Annotated in this window: 17 protein-coding genes, 1 tRNA gene, 1 rRNA gene, 1 other RNA gene and 1 other annotated feature; of the genes, 14 read left to right on the top strand and 6 right to left on the bottom strand. The window is 45.2% G+C overall.

The window, feature by feature from the left end; translation table 11 throughout:
* Positions 1-37 precede the first annotated feature (37 nt).
* Positions 38-154: ribosomal RNA gene (gene rrf / locus D368_RS00110) — 5S ribosomal RNA — on the top strand.
* Positions 155-197: 43 nt separating this feature from the next.
* Here the strand turns inward: rrf and D368_RS00105 are convergent.
* Complete coding sequence (locus D368_RS00105) at positions 198-1,148, bottom strand: YaaC family protein (RefSeq protein ID WP_128574453.1); 951 nt, start codon at positions 1,146-1,148, stop codon at positions 198-200.
* 120 nt (positions 1,149-1,268) lie between these two features.
* On the opposite strand from D368_RS00105, the gene guaB reads away from it, so the two are divergent.
* The 5 genes from guaB to serS all read left to right on the top strand — a co-directional run bounded on the left by guaB (position 1,269) and on the right by serS (position 7,510).
* The gene (gene guaB, locus D368_RS00100; RefSeq protein ID WP_003150717.1) at positions 1,269-2,735 is read left to right on the top strand and encodes an IMP dehydrogenase; all 1,467 of its coding nucleotides are present in this window, start codon (positions 1,269-1,271) and stop codon (positions 2,733-2,735) included.
* A 152-nt stretch (positions 2,736-2,887) separates the two neighbouring features.
* Complete coding sequence (gene dacA, locus D368_RS00095) at positions 2,888-4,219, top strand: D-alanyl-D-alanine carboxypeptidase (protein ID WP_128574452.1); 1,332 nt, start codon at positions 2,888-2,890, stop codon at positions 4,217-4,219.
* Positions 4,220-4,416: 197 nt separating this feature from the next.
* Positions 4,417-5,301: a pyridoxal 5'-phosphate synthase lyase subunit PdxS gene (gene pdxS, locus D368_RS00090; protein WP_003150714.1), complete on the top strand. Its 885-nt coding sequence runs from the start codon at positions 4,417-4,419 to the stop codon at positions 5,299-5,301.
* A gap of 21 nt (positions 5,302-5,322) precedes the next feature.
* The gene (gene pdxT, locus D368_RS00085) at positions 5,323-5,913 is read left to right on the top strand and encodes a pyridoxal 5'-phosphate synthase glutaminase subunit PdxT (RefSeq protein ID WP_007615126.1); all 591 of its coding nucleotides are present in this window, start codon (positions 5,323-5,325) and stop codon (positions 5,911-5,913) included.
* Positions 5,914-5,965: 52 nt separating this feature from the next.
* Positions 5,966-6,178: a binding site (T-box leader), on the top strand.
* 54 nt (positions 6,179-6,232) lie between these two features.
* Positions 6,233-7,510, top strand: a complete 1,278-nt coding sequence (gene serS / locus D368_RS00080; RefSeq protein WP_003150709.1) for a serine--tRNA ligase — start codon at positions 6,233-6,235, stop codon at positions 7,508-7,510.
* Between the two features lie 11 nt (positions 7,511-7,521).
* Here the strand turns inward: serS and D368_RS00075 are convergent, their stop codons facing one another.
* Complete coding sequence (locus D368_RS00075; protein ID WP_128574451.1) at positions 7,522-8,667, bottom strand: glycerate kinase; 1,146 nt, start codon at positions 8,665-8,667, stop codon at positions 7,522-7,524.
* Between the two features lie 217 nt (positions 8,668-8,884).
* Here D368_RS00075 and D368_RS00070 point away from each other — a divergent pair.
* Positions 8,885-8,977: transfer RNA gene (locus D368_RS00070), tRNA-Ser, on the top strand.
* 130 nt (positions 8,978-9,107) lie between these two features.
* Here D368_RS00070 and dck read toward each other — a convergent pair.
* The 4 genes from dck to D368_RS00050 all read right to left on the bottom strand — a co-directional run bounded on the left by dck (position 9,108) and on the right by D368_RS00050 (position 12,383).
* Positions 9,108-9,761, bottom strand: coding sequence for a deoxyadenosine/deoxycytidine kinase (dck, locus tag D368_RS00065; protein WP_015388792.1), 654 nt, complete (start codon positions 9,759-9,761; stop codon positions 9,108-9,110).
* Complete coding sequence (gene dgk / locus D368_RS00060) at positions 9,758-10,381, bottom strand: deoxyguanosine kinase (RefSeq protein ID WP_003150705.1); 624 nt, start codon at positions 10,379-10,381, stop codon at positions 9,758-9,760. Before dgk ends, dck begins: the two co-directional genes overlap by 4 nt.
* A 95-nt stretch (positions 10,382-10,476) precedes the next feature.
* Positions 10,477-11,760, bottom strand: a complete 1,284-nt coding sequence (locus D368_RS00055) for a glycoside hydrolase family 18 protein (RefSeq protein WP_032865795.1) — start codon at positions 11,758-11,760, stop codon at positions 10,477-10,479.
* A 71-nt stretch (positions 11,761-11,831) separates the two neighbouring features.
* Complete coding sequence (locus D368_RS00050; RefSeq protein WP_014304186.1) at positions 11,832-12,383, bottom strand: cysteine hydrolase family protein; 552 nt, start codon at positions 12,381-12,383, stop codon at positions 11,832-11,834.
* Positions 12,384-12,465: 82 nt separating this feature from the next.
* Between D368_RS00050 and tadA the strand changes: the two genes are divergently transcribed.
* The 7 genes from tadA to D368_RS00015 all read left to right on the top strand — a co-directional run bounded on the left by tadA (position 12,466) and on the right by D368_RS00015 (position 16,648).
* Complete coding sequence (gene tadA, locus D368_RS00045) at positions 12,466-12,948, top strand: tRNA adenosine(34) deaminase TadA (RefSeq protein ID WP_003150702.1); 483 nt, start codon at positions 12,466-12,468, stop codon at positions 12,946-12,948.
* An 84-nt stretch (positions 12,949-13,032) separates the two neighbouring features.
* An RNA gene (ffs, locus tag D368_RS00040) (signal recognition particle sRNA large type) lies at positions 13,033-13,297 on the top strand.
* Between the two features lie 133 nt (positions 13,298-13,430).
* Positions 13,431-15,122, top strand: coding sequence for a DNA polymerase III subunit gamma/tau (gene dnaX / locus D368_RS00035; RefSeq protein ID WP_003150701.1), 1,692 nt, complete (start codon positions 13,431-13,433; stop codon positions 15,120-15,122).
* A 24-nt stretch (positions 15,123-15,146) separates the two neighbouring features.
* Positions 15,147-15,470, top strand: coding sequence for a YbaB/EbfC family nucleoid-associated protein (locus D368_RS00030; RefSeq protein WP_003150700.1), 324 nt, complete (start codon positions 15,147-15,149; stop codon positions 15,468-15,470).
* A gap of 14 nt (positions 15,471-15,484) precedes the next feature.
* Positions 15,485-16,081 (top strand): recombination protein RecR, encoded by a 597-nt coding sequence (gene recR, locus D368_RS00025; RefSeq protein ID WP_003150697.1) that lies wholly within the window; start codon positions 15,485-15,487, stop codon positions 16,079-16,081.
* A gap of 18 nt (positions 16,082-16,099) precedes the next feature.
* Positions 16,100-16,324, top strand: coding sequence for a YaaL family protein (locus D368_RS00020; protein WP_007408755.1), 225 nt, complete (start codon positions 16,100-16,102; stop codon positions 16,322-16,324).
* A gap of 60 nt (positions 16,325-16,384) precedes the next feature.
* Positions 16,385-16,648, top strand: a complete 264-nt coding sequence (locus D368_RS00015) for a pro-sigmaK processing inhibitor BofA family protein (RefSeq protein WP_003150686.1) — start codon at positions 16,385-16,387, stop codon at positions 16,646-16,648.
* The last annotated feature ends 155 nt before the right edge of the window (positions 16,649-16,803 follow it).

Here is a 16,803-nt window from a genome sequence, read left to right as displayed (position 1 = left end):
TTTCTGTTATCTAGTTTTGAGAGAACACTCTCAATGGTTTGGTGGCGATAGCGAAGAGGTCACACCCGTTCCCATGCCGAACACGGAAGTTAAGCTCTTCAGCGCCGATGGTAGTCGGGGGGTTTCCCCCTGTGAGAGTAGGACGCCGCCAAGCTATTATTACGGTAAAGGCAGCTCATCATGAGCTGCCTTTTTATTTATAAGTATTGCTTCAGGAAATTAGAAACGTAATACGGAAATTTGCGTTCCGTTACCTCTAAGAAGCGTCGGATCATCACATAATCATCACTGACATGCTGTGTCAGCAGTTCATACCACCACTCCGTTTCATATCTTGCAATCATCCCGATATTGTAGAGGACCAAATAATGAATAATCATTTCCGGAAGATGCAGGAAGTGATCACGCTGAGAGGGAATGTAATATTGATTTTTCTCCAAGTGAAACAATAAATTTGGAGAAGACCAAGGTTCTCTGTCTATCGGGTCAGCCTCAAAAACCAAGTGGTTATGGTCTTTCCTCAGAAAAGACCATTTCAAATGATGGCTGATATATTCAGCAAAGCGGGAATCAGACATATTGTAATGAATGACCGCATGCTCAGGCACTGAAATAAGGTCATCTTTCAGCTCTACTTGGGTCAGCCAATTCTTTTTCTCTTGGAAGTAAAAGACAGTATGCAATTCAGGTATGGCTGTCAGCAATTTCTTCATTGTGTACCGTTCTTCCTCAAGACCAGCTATTCCGAATAAGTGCTTCATTACATGAATACATAAGCCATTGCGCTGCACCTTCACTTCATCATCCCTAAAGGAGTAATTTTGCTTTTTGCGTTTCCGGGCAGTCACGCCATGTGCGAGTACTGAAGCGTGGCTTGGATAGCTTGGATCTGTGGTCAGAAGGCAGGCTTTCAGCAATTGTGACATCCCGTAAAACAACAGAATAGGCTTAATTTCTAAAGGTGAAAGAGATGCCTGCTTATAGAAGGACTCGGCGTGTTTGATAAAGAATATGAAGCGCTCACTGTTCTTAAACGCATATCGTTTTGGTTCTTCCATGCCGCTTTCTGTATAGACTTTGCTTAGAAATTTTTGGGAAGATTCTACGGAATAAAATAATGATAACTCTTTCCACTCATGATCTCTCATATGTATTTTTAAACCCTTTCCTTTATCTAAATATTTCAACTCTTTTTCGCTTCCTTGACATGCTGTTTTCTAGTTGATAATCTACATATAATATTTTGCCGAAAAGAGGGGGATTTACTAATGTGGGAAAGTAAATTTTCAAAAGAAGGCTTAACGTTCGATGATGTACTGCTCGTACCGGCTCAATCAGACGTACTTCCGCGTGATGTGGATTTATCTGTTGAACTGACAAAAACGTTAAAGCTTAATATTCCTGTCATCAGTGCGGGAATGGATACAGTAACAGAATCAGCTATGGCGATTGCGATGGCCAGACAGGGCGGCTTAGGCATTATCCATAAGAACATGTCCATCGAACAGCAGGCTGAACATGTTGACAAAGTCAAACGTTCTGAACGGGGCGTTATTACAAATCCCTTCTTTTTAACACCTGATCATCAAGTATTCGATGCGGAGCATTTGATGGGGAAATACAGAATTTCCGGTGTTCCGATCGTAGATAATAAAGACGATCAAAAGCTTGTCGGTATCATTACAAACCGTGATCTTCGCTTTATCTCTGATTATTCAATGAAAATCAGTGATGTCATGACAAAAGAAGAGCTGGTTACGGCTCCTGTGGGAACCACATTAGACGAAGCAGAAAAAATCTTACAGAAACATAAAATTGAAAAACTTCCATTAGTGGATGACCAAAACAAATTAAAAGGTCTTATCACGATCAAAGATATTGAAAAGGTTATCGAATTCCCGAATTCATCTAAAGATGAACACGGACGCCTTATTGTCGGCGCTGCGGTAGGCGTGACAGGCGATACAATGACACGCGTCAGCAAGCTTGTTGAAGCGAATGTCGACGTTATCGTGGTTGATACGGCTCACGGACATTCCAGAGGCGTACTGAACACAGTTGCGAAAATCCGTGAAACATATCCTGAACTGAACATTATCGCAGGAAATGTTGCAACGGCTGAAGCGACAAAAGCTCTGATTGAAGCCGGAGCAAATATTGTCAAAGTGGGAATCGGGCCTGGTTCTATCTGTACGACACGCGTCGTTGCAGGTGTAGGCGTACCGCAGATCACTGCCATTTATGATTGTGCCACTGAAGCGAGAAAACACGGCGCGACAATCATCGCAGACGGCGGTATTAAATTCTCCGGAGATATTACGAAAGCGTTGGCTTCAGGCGGACATGCCGTAATGCTCGGAAGCCTGCTTGCCGGTACTTCAGAAAGCCCGGGAGAGACTGAAATCTATCAGGGCAGAAGATTTAAAGTATATCGCGGTATGGGTTCTGTCGCTGCTATGGAAAAAGGCAGTAAAGACCGATATTTCCAAGAAGAAAATAAGAAATTCGTCCCTGAAGGTATCGAAGGACGGACTCCGTACAAAGGTCCTGTAGAAGAAACAGTGTATCAGCTTGTCGGCGGTCTTCGTTCAGGTATGGGATATTGCGGTTCAAAAGACTTGCGCGCTTTAAGAGAAGAGGCTCAATTCATCCGTATGACAGGTGCCGGTCTTCGTGAAAGTCATCCGCATGATGTCCAAATTACGAAGGAATCACCAAACTACACAATCTCATAATTGTTACAAATAAAAAACATTTGACAGGGTCGCTGACTCTGTCTATTTTTTTTATATCGAGTGTGATAAAATTTATACTGTTGTGTGTTGAATTTGAATATGTCCTTAACGGCTTAATTATAGATTTAAAATGAATGACGGAGGTCGTAAGATTGAACATCACGAAATGGAAACAGCTGTTGGTGTCATTAGTGGTACTGGCACTGGCCGCAACTTGCTTTGTTCCGATGTCTAAAGCGGAGGCAGCCGGCAATGACCCGATTGATGTCAACGCATCAGCTGCGATAATGATTGAGGCTTCATCGGGAAAAATTTTATACAGTAAAAATGCAGACAAAAGACTGCCGATTGCCAGCATGACAAAAATGATGACTGAATATCTGCTTCTGGAAGCCATTAAAGAAGGAAAAGTGAAATGGGACCAAACGTATACTCCTGATGATTATGTCTATGAAATTTCTCAAGACAACAGTTTATCAAACGTCCCCCTTCGAAAAGACGGCAAATACACGGTTAAAGAACTGTATCAGGCTATGGCGATTTACTCTGCTAACGGAGCCGCGATTGCAGTTGCCGAAATTCTTGCCGGAACTGAAACGAAATTTGTCGATGAAATGAATGCGAAAGCCAAAGAATTAGGCATGACAAACTATGATTTTAAAAATGCCACAGGGCTTGTGAATGAAGACCTTCACGGCAAGCAGCCGCAAGGAGAAGGCGTTAAAGAAGAGAGTGAAGTTTCTGCTAAAGACATGGCGCTTCTTGCAGACCGCCTGATCACTGATTATCCGGAAGTTCTCAAAACAACAAGCATCGCTAAAACGAAATTCAGAGCCGGCACTGATGATGAAATGGACATGCCGAACTGGAACTTCATGTTAAAAGGTCTTGTTTCTGAATACCCTGGCGTTGACGGCTTAAAAACGGGTTCTACTGATTCTGCGGGATCTTGTTTTACAAGCACAGCACAGCGGAACGGAATGCGGGTCATCACCGTTGTATTAAACGCAAAAGGCAACCTGCATACCGGACGTTTTGATGAAACGAAAAAAATGCTCGATTACGCATTTAACAGCAATTTCTCAATGAAAGATCTTTACCCTGAAGGCTCTCAAGTAAAAGGGCACAAAACGGTTGACGTTGAAAAAGGGAAAGACAAGCAAGTTGATATTGTTACTGACAAGGCGCTTTCTATTCCTGTGAAAAGCGGAGATGAAAAGAACTATAAAGCCGAAGTGAATATAGATAAAAAAGAAATCACGGCTCCTGTGAAAAAGGGAACGAAAGTCGGAACGCTGACAGTTACATACAAAGGCAGTGACAAAGACTACGGATTCCTCAAATCCAAAGAGTTCAGCGTGAATCTTGTAACGAAAAATGATGTAGATAAAGCAAACTGGTTTGTTCAGATGATGCGCGGCATCGGCGGATTCTTCTCCGGTATCTGGAACAGCGCCGTTGACACGGTAACAGGCTGGTTTTAAGAAATAAGAAAGAGCTCTGATGAAAGTTAGGGCTCTTTTGCTTAATATACTGAAAAAACCAAATTATTAGTAAAAAAATGATATCTATCTTATTCATCTCGCTGTAAAATAAGAATACCCATATGAAATATTGTATTTCTGGGATACAATAAGAGATAGACATTATCTAACTATACATTGACTAGGGGGACCAAATAATGGCTCAAACAGGTACTGATCGTGTAAAACGCGGCATGGCGGAAATGCAAAAAGGCGGCGTCATCATGGACGTTGTAAATGCTGAACAAGCGAAGATTGCGGAAGAGGCGGGAGCTGTTGCCGTAATGGCGTTAGAACGCGTTCCGGCTGATATTCGCGCTGCCGGCGGTGTTGCCCGCATGGCTGATCCGACAATCGTTGAAGAAGTAATGAATGCTGTATCCATTCCCGTAATGGCAAAAGCGCGTATCGGACATATCGTTGAAGCGCGTGTCCTTGAAGCAATGGGGGTAGATTACATCGATGAAAGTGAAGTTCTGACTCCGGCTGACGAAGAATTTCATTTAAATAAAAATGAATATACAGTCCCGTTCGTATGCGGCTGCCGTGATCTCGGCGAAGCAACTCGACGTATCGCCGAAGGAGCTTCCATGCTTCGTACAAAAGGCGAACCGGGAACAGGAAACATTGTGGAAGCTGTCCGCCATATGAGAAAAGTAAACGCGCAAGTGCGCAAAGTTGTTGCGATGAGCGATGATGAGCTGATGACTGAAGCTAAAAACCTCGGCGCTCCTTATGAACTGCTTCTTCAAATCAAACGTGACGGCAAACTGCCTGTAGTGAACTTTGCTGCCGGCGGAGTAGCGACGCCTGCTGACGCGGCATTGATGATGCAGCTTGGCGCTGACGGCGTATTTGTCGGTTCAGGTATTTTCAAATCAGACAACCCTGCTAAATTCGCCAAAGCAATTGTTGAAGCAACGACTCATTACACAGACTACAAACTGATCGCTGAGCTTTCTAAAGAATTAGGCACAGCAATGAAAGGAATCGAAATCTCAAATCTATTGCCGGAACAGCGTATGCAAGAACGCGGCTGGTAAAACCATAGGAGAGCTGGAAGCATGTTAACAATTGGTGTACTTGGACTTCAAGGAGCAGTAAGAGAACATATTCGTTCAATTGAAGCATGTGGTTCAAAAGGTGTCGTCATTAAGCGTCCTGAACAGCTGAATGACATCGACGGCTTAATCCTGCCGGGAGGGGAAAGCACGACAATGCGGCGTTTAATGGATACGTATCATTTTATGGAGCCGCTTCGCGAGTTTGCCGCCCAAGGCAAGCCGATGTTCGGCACATGCGCCGGTCTGATTATCTTAGCCAAAGAGATAGCGGGAACGGATAATGCTCATTTAGGGCTGTTGAACGTTGTTGTCGAGCGTAATTCCTTTGGCCGTCAGGTCGACAGCTTTGAAGCTGATCTGACGATTAAAGGCCTTGATGAGCCGTTTACGGGTGTATTTATTCGCGCACCGCATATTTTAGAAGCCGGAGAAGATGTTGAAGTGCTTTGTGAGCATAACGGACGCATCGTGGCTGCAAAGCAGGGAAATTTCCTCGGCTGCTCGTTCCATCCTGAACTGACGGATGATCACCGGGTGACAGAGCTGTTTGTGAAGATGGCGGAAAAGCATAAGCAGGAAACAGCTGTATAAAACAGTTGAAAACCGCTGATACTTATAGTACATTATAATCACAAATAAAGATCGAAAAGCGTTGACAGGAAGCAGTAGGGAGCCCCTCTTTCAAAGAGAGCCGATGGGTGGTGCGAATCGGTGAAAGATGCTGTCCGAATCCGTCCTTGAGCGAAATGCTGAAAACAAGTAGGCATTTACGGGAAAACCGTTATGTGTTAAAGCGGGAAGCAAGTGTGAGCTTGTTTTCAATCAGGGTGGCAACGCGAGAGCTCTCGTCCCTTTTAGGGGATGAGGGCTCTTTTTTATTTTCGATAAAAACAGATAGGAGTTGTTAGGCATGATTGATACGAAGGTGCTGAGAGCCAATTTTCAAGAGGTAAAAGCGAAGCTCATTCCAAAAGGCGAAGACTTATCTGACTTTGACAAGTTTGAAGAGCTGGATGAAAAGAGAAGAGAGCTTATCGGTAAAGTAGAAGAACTGAAGGGAAAACGCAATGAAGTGTCTCAGCAGGTCGCCGTTTTGAAACGGGAGAAAAAAGACGCTGATCATATTATTAAAGAGATGCGTGAAGTAGGCGAAGAAATTAAGAAGCTTGATGAAGAGCTTCGTACTGTCGAAACGACGCTCGAAACCATCCTTCTGTCTATTCCGAACATCCCGCACGATTCAGTGCCCGTCGGAGAAACGGAAGATGATAACATTGAAATTCGCAAGTGGGGAGAGGCGCCGGCATTTTCATATGAGCCGAAACCGCATTGGGATATCGCAGACCGCTTAAACATTCTTGATTTCGAACGCGCTTCAAAAGTAACAGGAAGCCGGTTTGTGTTTTATAAAGGATTAGGCGCACGCCTCGAACGCGCGCTCTACAACTTTATGCTGGATCTTCACGTTGATGAATATGATTACACGGAAGTCATTCCTCCTTATATGGTAAACCGTACGAGCATGACAGGTACGGGACAGCTTCCTAAATTTGAAGAGGATGCTTTTAAAATCAGAGAAGAGGATTATTTCTTAATTCCGACGGCGGAAGTGCCGATTACAAATATGCACCGCGATGAAATCTTATCCGGTGAGAACCTGCCGATCAATTATGCCGCGTTCAGCGCCTGCTTCCGTTCAGAAGCGGGATCCGCCGGCCGTGATACACGCGGTTTGATCCGTCAGCATCAGTTCAACAAGGTTGAGCTTGTAAAGTTCGTGAAGCCGGAAGATTCTTATGAGGAGCTTGAAAAACTGACAAATCAAGCTGAGCGGGTGCTTCAGCTGCTTGAACTGCCGTATCGCGTCATGAGCATGTGTACCGGTGATCTCGGCTTTACAGCTGCGAAAAAGTACGATATTGAGGTTTGGATTCCAAGCCAAGACACATATCGTGAAATTTCTTCTTGCAGCAACTTTGAAGCCTTCCAGGCAAGGCGTGCGAACATTCGTTTCAGACGCGAAGCGAAAGGCAAGCCGGAGCATGTGCATACATTAAACGGTTCAGGTCTTGCAGTCGGCCGAACAGTAGCTGCCATCTTGGAAAACTACCAGCAGGAAGACGGAAGTGTCATCATTCCTAAAGTGCTTCGTCCTTATATGGGAAATAAAGAAGTCATCAAACCATAAAAAGGTGCGCCCTAGAGGCGCGCCTTTTTTGCTGCCCGGTATAGAGCGGCGGCATTCCGAGCTGTGCTTTCAAGGTTAAAACGGCCGGATGCTAAGGCGTCTTCAAGACTTACAGCGCCGGGCACGATAGAAAATACAGCTGTTATTCCTGCGCTGTAAACATGCTCAAAATTTTTGCCTAAGGAGCCCGCCAATGCGATAACGGGAATTTCTTGAGCGGCTGCGCGTGCGGCGATCCCGGCGGGGGTTTTGCCGAATATCGTTTGTCCGTCAATCTGGCCCTCTCCGGTAATGACAAGGTCAGCATCTCTTATCTGATCTGAGAAGGACAGTGTATCTAATACAACGTCAATCCCGCTTTGAAGTTCTGCCTGTAAGAAAGCGATCAGTCCAGCGCCCAGCCCACCTGCGGCGCCTGCGCCTTTTACGGTATCCGCTTCGATATCGTGCTGACGTCTCAATACGTCAGCGAAATGGCGTAAATTGCGATCCAATACAACTTTAGTCTTCTCGGACGCCCCTTTTTGCGGGCCGAAGACATATGACGCGCCGTTTTCACCGGTCAGGGGATTTTCGACATCACATGCGGCACGAAAACGGATATGTTTCAGATCAGGGGAGAGCCCGCTTATATCAATAGAAGCTAGGGTGTGCAGAGCGCCTCCGCCGTCAGGTATCTCCTGACCTTCCTCATTTAAGAAACGCACACCGAGCGCGCTCGCCATTCCTGTTCCGCCGTCATTGGTTGCACTCCCGCCAAGCCCGATGATGATCTCACTCGCCCCGCGGGAGGCTGCATCTGCTATTAGTTCACCCGTTCCTCTTGTCGTTGTGTTCAACGGATCTCTGAGGTGGCGGGGAACGAGATGGAGACCCGATGCTTCCGCCATTTCAATGACTGCCGTGCGTCCGTCTCCCAGAAGTCCATATACGGCGTTTACCGGCGTTCCCAGCGGACCGGTCACAGTTTTTTTGATGATGCTTCCGCCAGTGGCATCCGTCAAAGCCTGAACGGTTCCTTCTCCGCCGTCGGCTGCGGGTATCTTGGTATATTCCGCGTCAGGGAAGACCGCTTTGAATCCTTTTTCTATGCTGTCAGCTGCTTCTTTTGATGTCATGCTTTCTTTGAAAGAATCGGGTGCAATGATGATTTTCACTATGTTCTCCACCTTTATGAGCAGGTTATCTGTTTGAATCTATTCTTGATTTATACTGTGTTTTCCTGCCCGTATGGCATACTGAGGTTGAATTGGACGCAAGACTTTTGTATGATAGTAAAGCTGACGGAAAAGCTGTTTAAGAAATGAAATAAAAAATATGAAAAAGCGCTTGACTGAAATTTGGGTCATGTGGTATATTATTAAATGTCGATACGGAGGAATACCCAAGTCTGGCTGAAGGGATCGGTCTTGAAAACCGACAGGGGTGTCAAAGCCCGCGGGGGTTCGAATCCCTCTTCCTCCGCCATATTGATTTTAAACCTAATGAAACTCGAGCATATATTGGAGATTGTTTTGTCCGCTGCATGTGATGCAGCGGATTTTTTATATGCAAAAAAAGCGATTTTCTCTGTTCGGGGAAAATCGCTTTGCTATTTTTATTTGTTTCTGTTTTCGTTGATCACGTGACTGATTTTTTCGATCAAAGGTTCCAGTGACTGTTCATCAGCTTCAAGGTCATAATCTTCAATGCGTACTTTCAGCACAGGGCAGGCGTTAAAACCGCTGATCCAGTCTTCGTACCGTGTATACATCTCTTCCCAATAAGAGCGGTTTGTCTGCAGCTCCATCTCGCGGCCCCGCTTTTCAATCCGGCTTATAATGTATTCAAGGTCGCCTTCTAAGTAGATCAAAACATCAGGATGCGGGAAATACGGCGTCATGACCATCGCCTCAAATAGGCTTGTGTATGTTGTGTAATCTGTCAGCGACATGGTTCCTTTATCCGCATGCATTTTTGCGAATATGCCTGTATCTTCATAAATCGAACGGTCCTGCACGAATCCGCCGCCTGATTCAAACATGTTTTTCTGCTCTTTGAACCGCTCAGCCAGAAAATAAATTTGCAAATGGAAGCTCCAGCGTTCAAAATCGTGATAAAACTTCTCTAAATAAGGGTTTTCATCCACTTCCTCAAGTGAGGTATGAAACCCGAGCCGTTTTGCTAAAGCTTTGGTCAAAGTCGATTTTCCGACTCCTACCGTTCCTGCTACTGTTATAATGGCATTGTTTGGAATATGAATGTCTTTCATTTAATTAGCTCCTTTACCTGACGGGCAATTCTTTCATAGTCTGTCTTATTCAAAACAAAGTCTTCAGTATCACCGTCAATGGTCAGTACAGATATATCCGGATCTTCTTCTTGAAGCTGTCTGATGGCTGTGTCGTAATCTGCAATGAGATGTTCCAGATATTGATGTTCGATATTTTTCTCAAACGGGCGCCCGCGTTTTTCAATGCGTTGAAGCAATGTCGGCAGGCTTGCCTTTATGTATACAATGATATTCGGCTTCGGCAGGTCGTGAGTGAGCAGATGATAGATCTGCTTATACTTCTCAAGCTTTTGGCCGTGCAATGTACGCTCTGCGAAAATAACATTTTTATAAATATGATAATCGGACAAAACGGGCTGTCCTTGTTTTAAATAATCTCGATCGGTGTCTTCAAGCTGTTTATACCTGTGACATAGAAAAAACATTTCAAGCTGGAAACTCCACTCCTCGATATTGTCATAAAACTTATCGAGATAAGGGTTGTCTTCCACAATCTCATTAATCATAGGAAAACCGAGCTCTTCAGAAAGCATCGTAGCGAGTGTCGTTTTTCCTGCCCCGATAGGACCTTCTACCGCGATAAAAGGGGCTCTGTTCATTGAAAATCCTCCTTAATTCTGCAAACATCCGTCAGCTGCCGGCCTTTATATTGTATCACACTCACAGAAAAGCCCATGAAAAAAGACGCTTCCAATTAACGAAACGTCTCTTTTACAATATGAAATTGATCGCCGAGCAAAAGCCAGTTTTGCGGGAAAGAAAGGCCGAGTTTCCAATAGCTGATTCCTCTTAAATGAAGTTCTTTAATTAAATTGAATTTCGCTTGAATGGATCGTGCGTCTTCAAACCATACTTCATGCCGTCTCTGATTTGCATCCGTGTATCGGAAGAAGGGAGCCTGGGCGGTTTCGTCATATTGAATGTCGACTTTATAGCGTGCGGCCAGAGCGATTGCCTGCTGAGGACTGACGGCTTTCGCTGTCGTTCCCTGTTTAAAAGGCAGTGTCCAATCATAGCCGTACATATTCTGGCCCATGACGATTTTTGAAGAAGGCATTTCCGTCAGCGCGTACTCGATGACATTTCTTACAGGGCCGATAGGTGATACGGCCTGAGCCGGGCCTCCGCTGTACCCCCACTCATATGTCATAATCACGACAAAATCGACGATTTCTCCATGTGCCCTATAGTCATGTGCTTCGTACCATTTGCCGGCCTGAGTCGCGCTCGTTTTCGGAGCAAGCGCCGTTGAAATCTTCCAGCCTTCCCGATGAAAAATCGTTCTCGCTTCACGTAAAAAGCGATTGTAAGCTTCCCTGTCCTGTGGACGTAAATATTCGAAGTCAAAGTGAATATCGCGAAAGCCGTACTTTTTAGCCGTGGAGACGATTTCCTGAAAGAGTTTTGTTTTCACTGTATTGTCATTCAAGATGAGCCGCCCGAGTTCATCGCTGAATGCGTCATTTTCAAGGTTGGTGATGATCATCATCAGTGTGGTGTTGTGCCTGTCACTGATGCTTTTTAAATTGGTCAGAGGCGGTTCCTTTAAAGTCCCGTTCCGCTGCACTTGAAAACTGAATGCGCCGAGGTATGTTAAATAAGGAGAGGCCTCCCTTGCCGCCTGCTGCAGATTAGCGCTTACGCTCGTTCCCCGCGGTTCTATATATGCGTTTGATTCGATATCGGGCTTATTCGCCTGCTGCGGAATGTAAAGGCGGGTTCCGACTCTCAATGTGGTGCCGGGCTGAATTCCGTTAACCCTCGCAAGCTCCGCGGCCGATATATGAAAACGGCCGGCGATTGACGCGAGAGTATCACCTTGTTTTACTTCGTAATATTGACCCTCAATCGGGATGACAAGGGTTTGTCCGACAACCAATGTATTGGGATTAGGCAGTTTATTTGCTTCCGCAATGACATTTGCGGCTGTCCGGTAGCGCGCCGCAATAGCGGAAAGCGTGTCGCCCCGTTTCACTATATAGATCTGAATGAAAAACGCCTCCTTTCATATCCGCTATCAAATATATGAAAAAAGGAGGCTGATCATGTTTATTTTTCGGCGGTAATTTGTTTTTCCGTGGTTATTTCTGCGAAGAGAACATTCTCCATCATGGTCAAAGCGAAATCATTGTCTTCGTCGTTATTGGAAGCGGTGCAGTCTTTCGGAATGGCAATGCTGTATTCTCTCATATAAGCGTCGTTGGCCGTGAACAGCACACAAATGTTCCCGGCAATCCCCGTGATGATTAATCGGTTCACTTGTAATTCGGTCAGAAGGGTGTGAAGCGCCGTTTCGTAAAAAGCGGAATGCTTCGGTTTAATGAGAAAATAATCATCCGGCTGAGGCGAAATATCTTTTATAATGGAGGCGCTTCTGTCGTTGCTGCATTCCTCCCTGATAGCATCAATATCAGCCTTCCAGAGCCCGTAATGATCATTAATATAAATAATCGGCCAGTTGCTTTGTTTTGCATGCTTCTTTAATGATAAAATACGGGGGACAATTTGTTTGGTTTTTTCAGCAAGACGTTCGCCCATATCAAATTGAAAATTGTTGATCATATCGACAATCAGAAGGGCTGTGTTGTTAGGTTCAGACAATACCGGCAACTCCTTTCTGCTGGGGTATTCCTATTTTAACCTTTATGAGACATGAAAAAACTTAAGAAGAGAGCTCGAACCGATGAATGATGAATATTATATGAGAGAAGCCATAAAAGAAGCGAAGAAAGCCGAAGAGAAAGGTGAAGTGCCGATCGGAGCAGTTCTTGTTCTGCACGATGAGATCGTGGCGCGGGCGCATAATCTGCGGGAGACTGAACAGAGGTCGCTTGCCCACGCCGAAATGCTGGCGATAGACGAAGCGTGCCGTAAGCTGGGGACATGGAGACTTGAGGATGCCGTTCTCTATGTCACTTTGGAGCCGTGTCCGATGTGCGCGGGAGCCGTCGTGCTTTCGAGAGTCGATAAGGTCGTATTCGGCGCATTTGATCCCAAGGGGGGCTGTACAGGAACGCTGATGAACCTCTTGCAGGAAGAGCGGTTCAACCACCAAGCGGAAGTGGTGAGCGGCGTACTCGGAGAAGAGTGCGGAGAAATGCTCAGCGCTTTTTTCAGAAAGCTGCGCCGGCAAAAGAAAGACATGAGGAAAAAGTTGTCTGAGTAGTACGGTTGCATTTTCTGCCTGAAGCAGATATACTTATGTGTGCATCATGAATGGTGCGCATATCAAAATTTGATATTTATTTTGCCGTGCTAAGCGGGGAGGTAGCGGTGCCCTGTACCCGCAATCCGCTCTAGCGGGGCCGAATCCCTTCTCGAGGTTCGTTTACTGTAAGGTCTGCCTTAAGTAAGTGGCGTTGACGTCTGGGTCCTGCGCAATGGGAATTCATGAACCATGTCAGGTCCGGAAGGAAGCAGCATTAAGTGAAACCTCTCATGTGCCGCAGGGTTGCCTGGGCTGAGCTAACTGCTTAAGTAACGCTTAGGGTAGCGAATCGACAGAAGGTGCACGGTAAATCAATCATCAAATTTCAGACTCACCTGTTTATGGCAGGTGAGTTTTTTCGTATATGAAAAACGGGTTTTGGCGTTAAAAGCACGTTCATGTATAATAAACATGATGAATAACAGAGGAGGGCGCATCCTGTGGGTTACCAAGCTTTATATCGAGTATTTAGGCCTCAGCAGTTTGAAGATGTGGTCGGACAGGAACACATTACGAAAACGCTGCAAAATGCCCTTTTGCAAAAGAAATTTTCTCATGCATATCTGTTTTCTGGACCGCGGGGAACGGGAAAAACCAGTGCAGCTAAAATATTTGCGAAAGCAGTCAACTGTGAGCACGCCCCTGTAGAAGAACCGTGCAATGAGTGCGCGGCGTGCAAGGGGATCACAAATGGCTCTATATCAGATGTGATTGAAATAGATGCGGCGTCGAATAACGGCGTAGACGAAATCCGCGACATCCGTGACAAAGTAAAATTCGCCCCGTCGGCCGTTACTTACAAGGTATATATTATAGATGAGGTGCATATGCTCTCTATCGGCGCATTCAATGCGCTTCTGAAAACGCTGGAAGAACCGCCGGCACATTGCATTTTCATATTAGCTACGACTGAGCCTCATAAGATTCCTTTAACCATTATCTCCAGATGTCAGCGTTTTGACTTCAAACGGATTACATCCAAAGCAATTGTCGGACGAATGAAGACAATCGTCGATGCAGAGCAGCTGAAGGTGGAAGAAGGAGCCCTTGATATCATAGCGAGTGCTGCGGACGGAGGAATGAGGGACGCGCTGAGCCTGCTCGATCAAGCTGTATCATTTAGCGGCGAGGAGCTGTCGGTGGATGACGCATTGCTCATTACCGGAGCCGTTTCTCAGCACTATATTGGAAAACTGGCATCTGCTCTTCACCGCAAACAGGTTTCCGAGGCATTGGAAACACTGAATGAATTGCTCCAGCAGGGGAAAGATGCGGCCAAACTGATTGAAGATATGATTTTCTATTTCAGGGATATGCTCTTGTACCAGGCCGCTCCCGGTTTAGAAGGAGTCCTGGAGAAGGTGAAGGTCGATGAAACGTTTCGGAATCTAAGCGGTGACATACCGGCCCCCGCTTTATATGAGATGATTGATATCCTGAATAAAAGCCATCAGGAAATGAAGTGGACGAACCACCCAAGAATCTTTTTTGAAGTGGCTGTCGTGAAAATATGCCAGACGGCACAGCAATCCGCCGGAGACATCCCTGAGGTCGGCATGCTGATGAATAAGATCCAGCAGCTTGAGCAGGAAGTAGAAAGGCTGAAAACCTCCGGTGTGAAGGTTCAGATGGAAAGCGCTCCGAAAGAAGCTCCGCGTCCTCAAAAAGGCGGAAAAAGCCATTATAAAGCCCCGGTCGGAAGAATTCATGAGATACTGAAGGAAGCCACAAGACCTGATCTTGAACAGCTTAAAAGCAGCTGGGGCAAGCTGCTGGCACACCTGAAACAGCAGAATAAGGTATCTCATGCGGCTCTTTTGAATGACAGTGAACCGGTGGCCGCTGCTCAAAAGGCATTTGTGCTTAAATTTAAATACGAAATCCATTGTAAAATGGTTGCAGAAGACAATAACGGAGTCCGTACGAATCTTGAACAGATTCTCGAATCAATGCTCGGGAAAAGAATGGATTTGATTGGCGTTCCGGAAGCACAATGGGGTAAAATAAGAGAAGAATTTTTAAATGATCACCAGCAGGAAAGTGAAGGATCAAACGAACCGGCTGAAGAAGATCCGCTGATTGCAGAGGCGAAAAAACTTGTCGGAGCGGATTTAATCGAAATAAAAGACTAATAAGATGAAAGAGAGTGATTGAATATGCGTGGCGGAATGGGAAACATGCAAAAAATGATGAAACAAATGCAAAAAATGCAAAAGGATATGGCGAAGGCTCAGGAGGAACTTGCTGAAAAAGTGCTTGAAGGCACAGCGGGCGGCGGTATGGTGACTGTAAAAGTCAACGGCCAAAAAGAAGTTGTAGACGTTGCCATTAAAGAAGAAGTTGTTGATCCGGAAGATATCGAAATGCTTCAGGACCTGGTTCTTGCTGCGACAAACGACGCCCTCAAAAAAGTGGATGACATGACGAATGAGACAATGGGACAATTTACAAAAGGAATGAACATACCGGGTTTATTCTAGGGGGATAAATAAACATGCAGTATCCTGAACCAATATCAAAGCTGATTGACAGCTTTATGAAATTGCCAGGGATCGGACCGAAAACAGCGGTTCGTCTGGCTTTTTTTGTTCTAGGTATGAAAGAAGACACAGTATTGGATTTTGCTAAGGCGCTTGTCAATGCGAAGCGGAATCTGACATATTGCTCGATTTGCGGACATATTACAGATCAGGACCCTTGTTATATATGTGAGGACACAAGAAGGGATAAGTCTGTTATTTGTGTCGTGCAGGACCCTAAGGATGTGATCGCAATGGAGAAAATGAAGGAATATAACGGCCAGTATCATGTTCTTCACGGCGCGATTTCACCAATGGACGGCATCGGTCCGGAGGATATTAAGATTCCGGAGCTGCTGAAACGTCTTCAGGATGATCAAGTGACAGAAGTTATTCTCGCAACCAACCCTAATATTGAAGGGGAAGCAACAGCGATGTATATATCAAGGCTGTTAAAGCCCTCAGGCATCAAGCTCTCCCGTATTGCCCACGGTCTGCCCGTCGGCGGTGATTTGGAATATGCTGATGAGGTCACTCTTTCAAAAGCTCTTGAAGGAAGACGTGAATTGTAAGGGAGGAAAAGGCAAGGCATGGGTTTTCTTCGCAGAAATACATTAAGAAAAGAGTTTGACGAGAAGCTGATAGAACAGCTCTTTAAACAAAAAGAAGAATGGAACAGACAGAAGAGTCTGGTCGAGAAAAGTCTAGAGCCCTCCGCTGAAGTGTTGTTTGAGCTGAAAGTCGCTGAATCTAAGTACTTTTTTTATTTGAAAGAAGCGAAGCAGCGGAATTTGAAAATGAGCAGATGGAAGTAAGAGGTCTATTCTCCGGAATCTTCTCATAAGCTTGTACTAAACAAGCGAGGGGGAAGATTCATGGAGCCTTTTTTCATTATCGGTTTGATTGTCGGTCTGGTTGCTTTGCTTTTTTTATGGGGAGTATCTTCAAAACCGTTAAGGTGGATTGGTGTGACTGCCATTAAGTTTATTGCCGGCGCGATTCTGTTGGTGGGTGTGAACTTGTTCGGCGGTAGTCTCGGTATTCATATCCCTGTTAACCTGATTACAACGGGCATCAGCGGGATTCTGGGAATTCCCGGCATTGCGGCTTTGATAGTCATTAAACGCTTCATCATTTAATTTGTCGATTATTGTTGACATGTTGGATCATGGGTGGTATTCTAATATACGTCGCTGATGACGAAACGAATTCTTGAAAAAGAAATTTTAAAAAGTTATTGACGATACTGACACTGAGGTGTTATAATAATTAAGTCGCTTCAAGAGCGATGGGC

The sequence above is a fragment of the Paenibacillus lentimorbus NRRL B-30488 genome (assembly GCF_000411595.1).
Classification (GTDB): Bacteria; Bacillota; Bacilli; order Bacillales; family Bacillaceae; genus Bacillus; species Bacillus velezensis.
Note: the sequence above shows the minus strand (reverse complement) of the source record. Positions and strands in the feature narration are given on the sequence as shown.

What these genes read in the sequence shown, in the direction of transcription:
- D368_RS00030 (WP_003150700.1), top strand. Translation starts at nt 15,147, where the DNA reads ATGCGTGGCGGAATGGGAAACATGCAAAAAATGATGAAACAAATGCAA.
- pdxT (WP_007615126.1), top strand. Translation starts at nt 5,323, where the DNA reads ATGTTAACAATTGGTGTACTTGGACTTCAAGGAGCAGTAAGAGAACAT.
- D368_RS00020 (WP_007408755.1), top strand. Translation starts at nt 16,100, where the DNA reads ATGGGTTTTCTTCGCAGAAATACATTAAGAAAAGAGTTTGACGAGAAG.
- dgk (WP_003150705.1), bottom strand. Translation starts at nt 10,381, where the DNA reads ATGAACAGAGCCCCTTTTATCGCGGTAGAAGGTCCTATCGGGGCAGGA.
- tadA (WP_003150702.1), top strand. Translation starts at nt 12,466, where the DNA reads ATGAATGATGAATATTATATGAGAGAAGCCATAAAAGAAGCGAAGAAA.
- recR (WP_003150697.1), top strand. Translation starts at nt 15,485, where the DNA reads ATGCAGTATCCTGAACCAATATCAAAGCTGATTGACAGCTTTATGAAA.
- pdxS (WP_003150714.1), top strand. Translation starts at nt 4,417, where the DNA reads ATGGCTCAAACAGGTACTGATCGTGTAAAACGCGGCATGGCGGAAATG.
- serS (WP_003150709.1), top strand. Translation starts at nt 6,233, where the DNA reads ATGATTGATACGAAGGTGCTGAGAGCCAATTTTCAAGAGGTAAAAGCG.
- guaB (WP_003150717.1), top strand. Translation starts at nt 1,269, where the DNA reads ATGTGGGAAAGTAAATTTTCAAAAGAAGGCTTAACGTTCGATGATGTA.
- D368_RS00015 (WP_003150686.1), top strand. Translation starts at nt 16,385, where the DNA reads ATGGAGCCTTTTTTCATTATCGGTTTGATTGTCGGTCTGGTTGCTTTG.
- dck (WP_015388792.1), bottom strand. Translation starts at nt 9,761, where the DNA reads ATGAAAGACATTCATATTCCAAACAATGCCATTATAACAGTAGCAGGA.
- D368_RS00105 (WP_128574453.1), bottom strand. Translation starts at nt 1,148, where the DNA reads ATGAGAGATCATGAGTGGAAAGAGTTATCATTATTTTATTCCGTAGAA.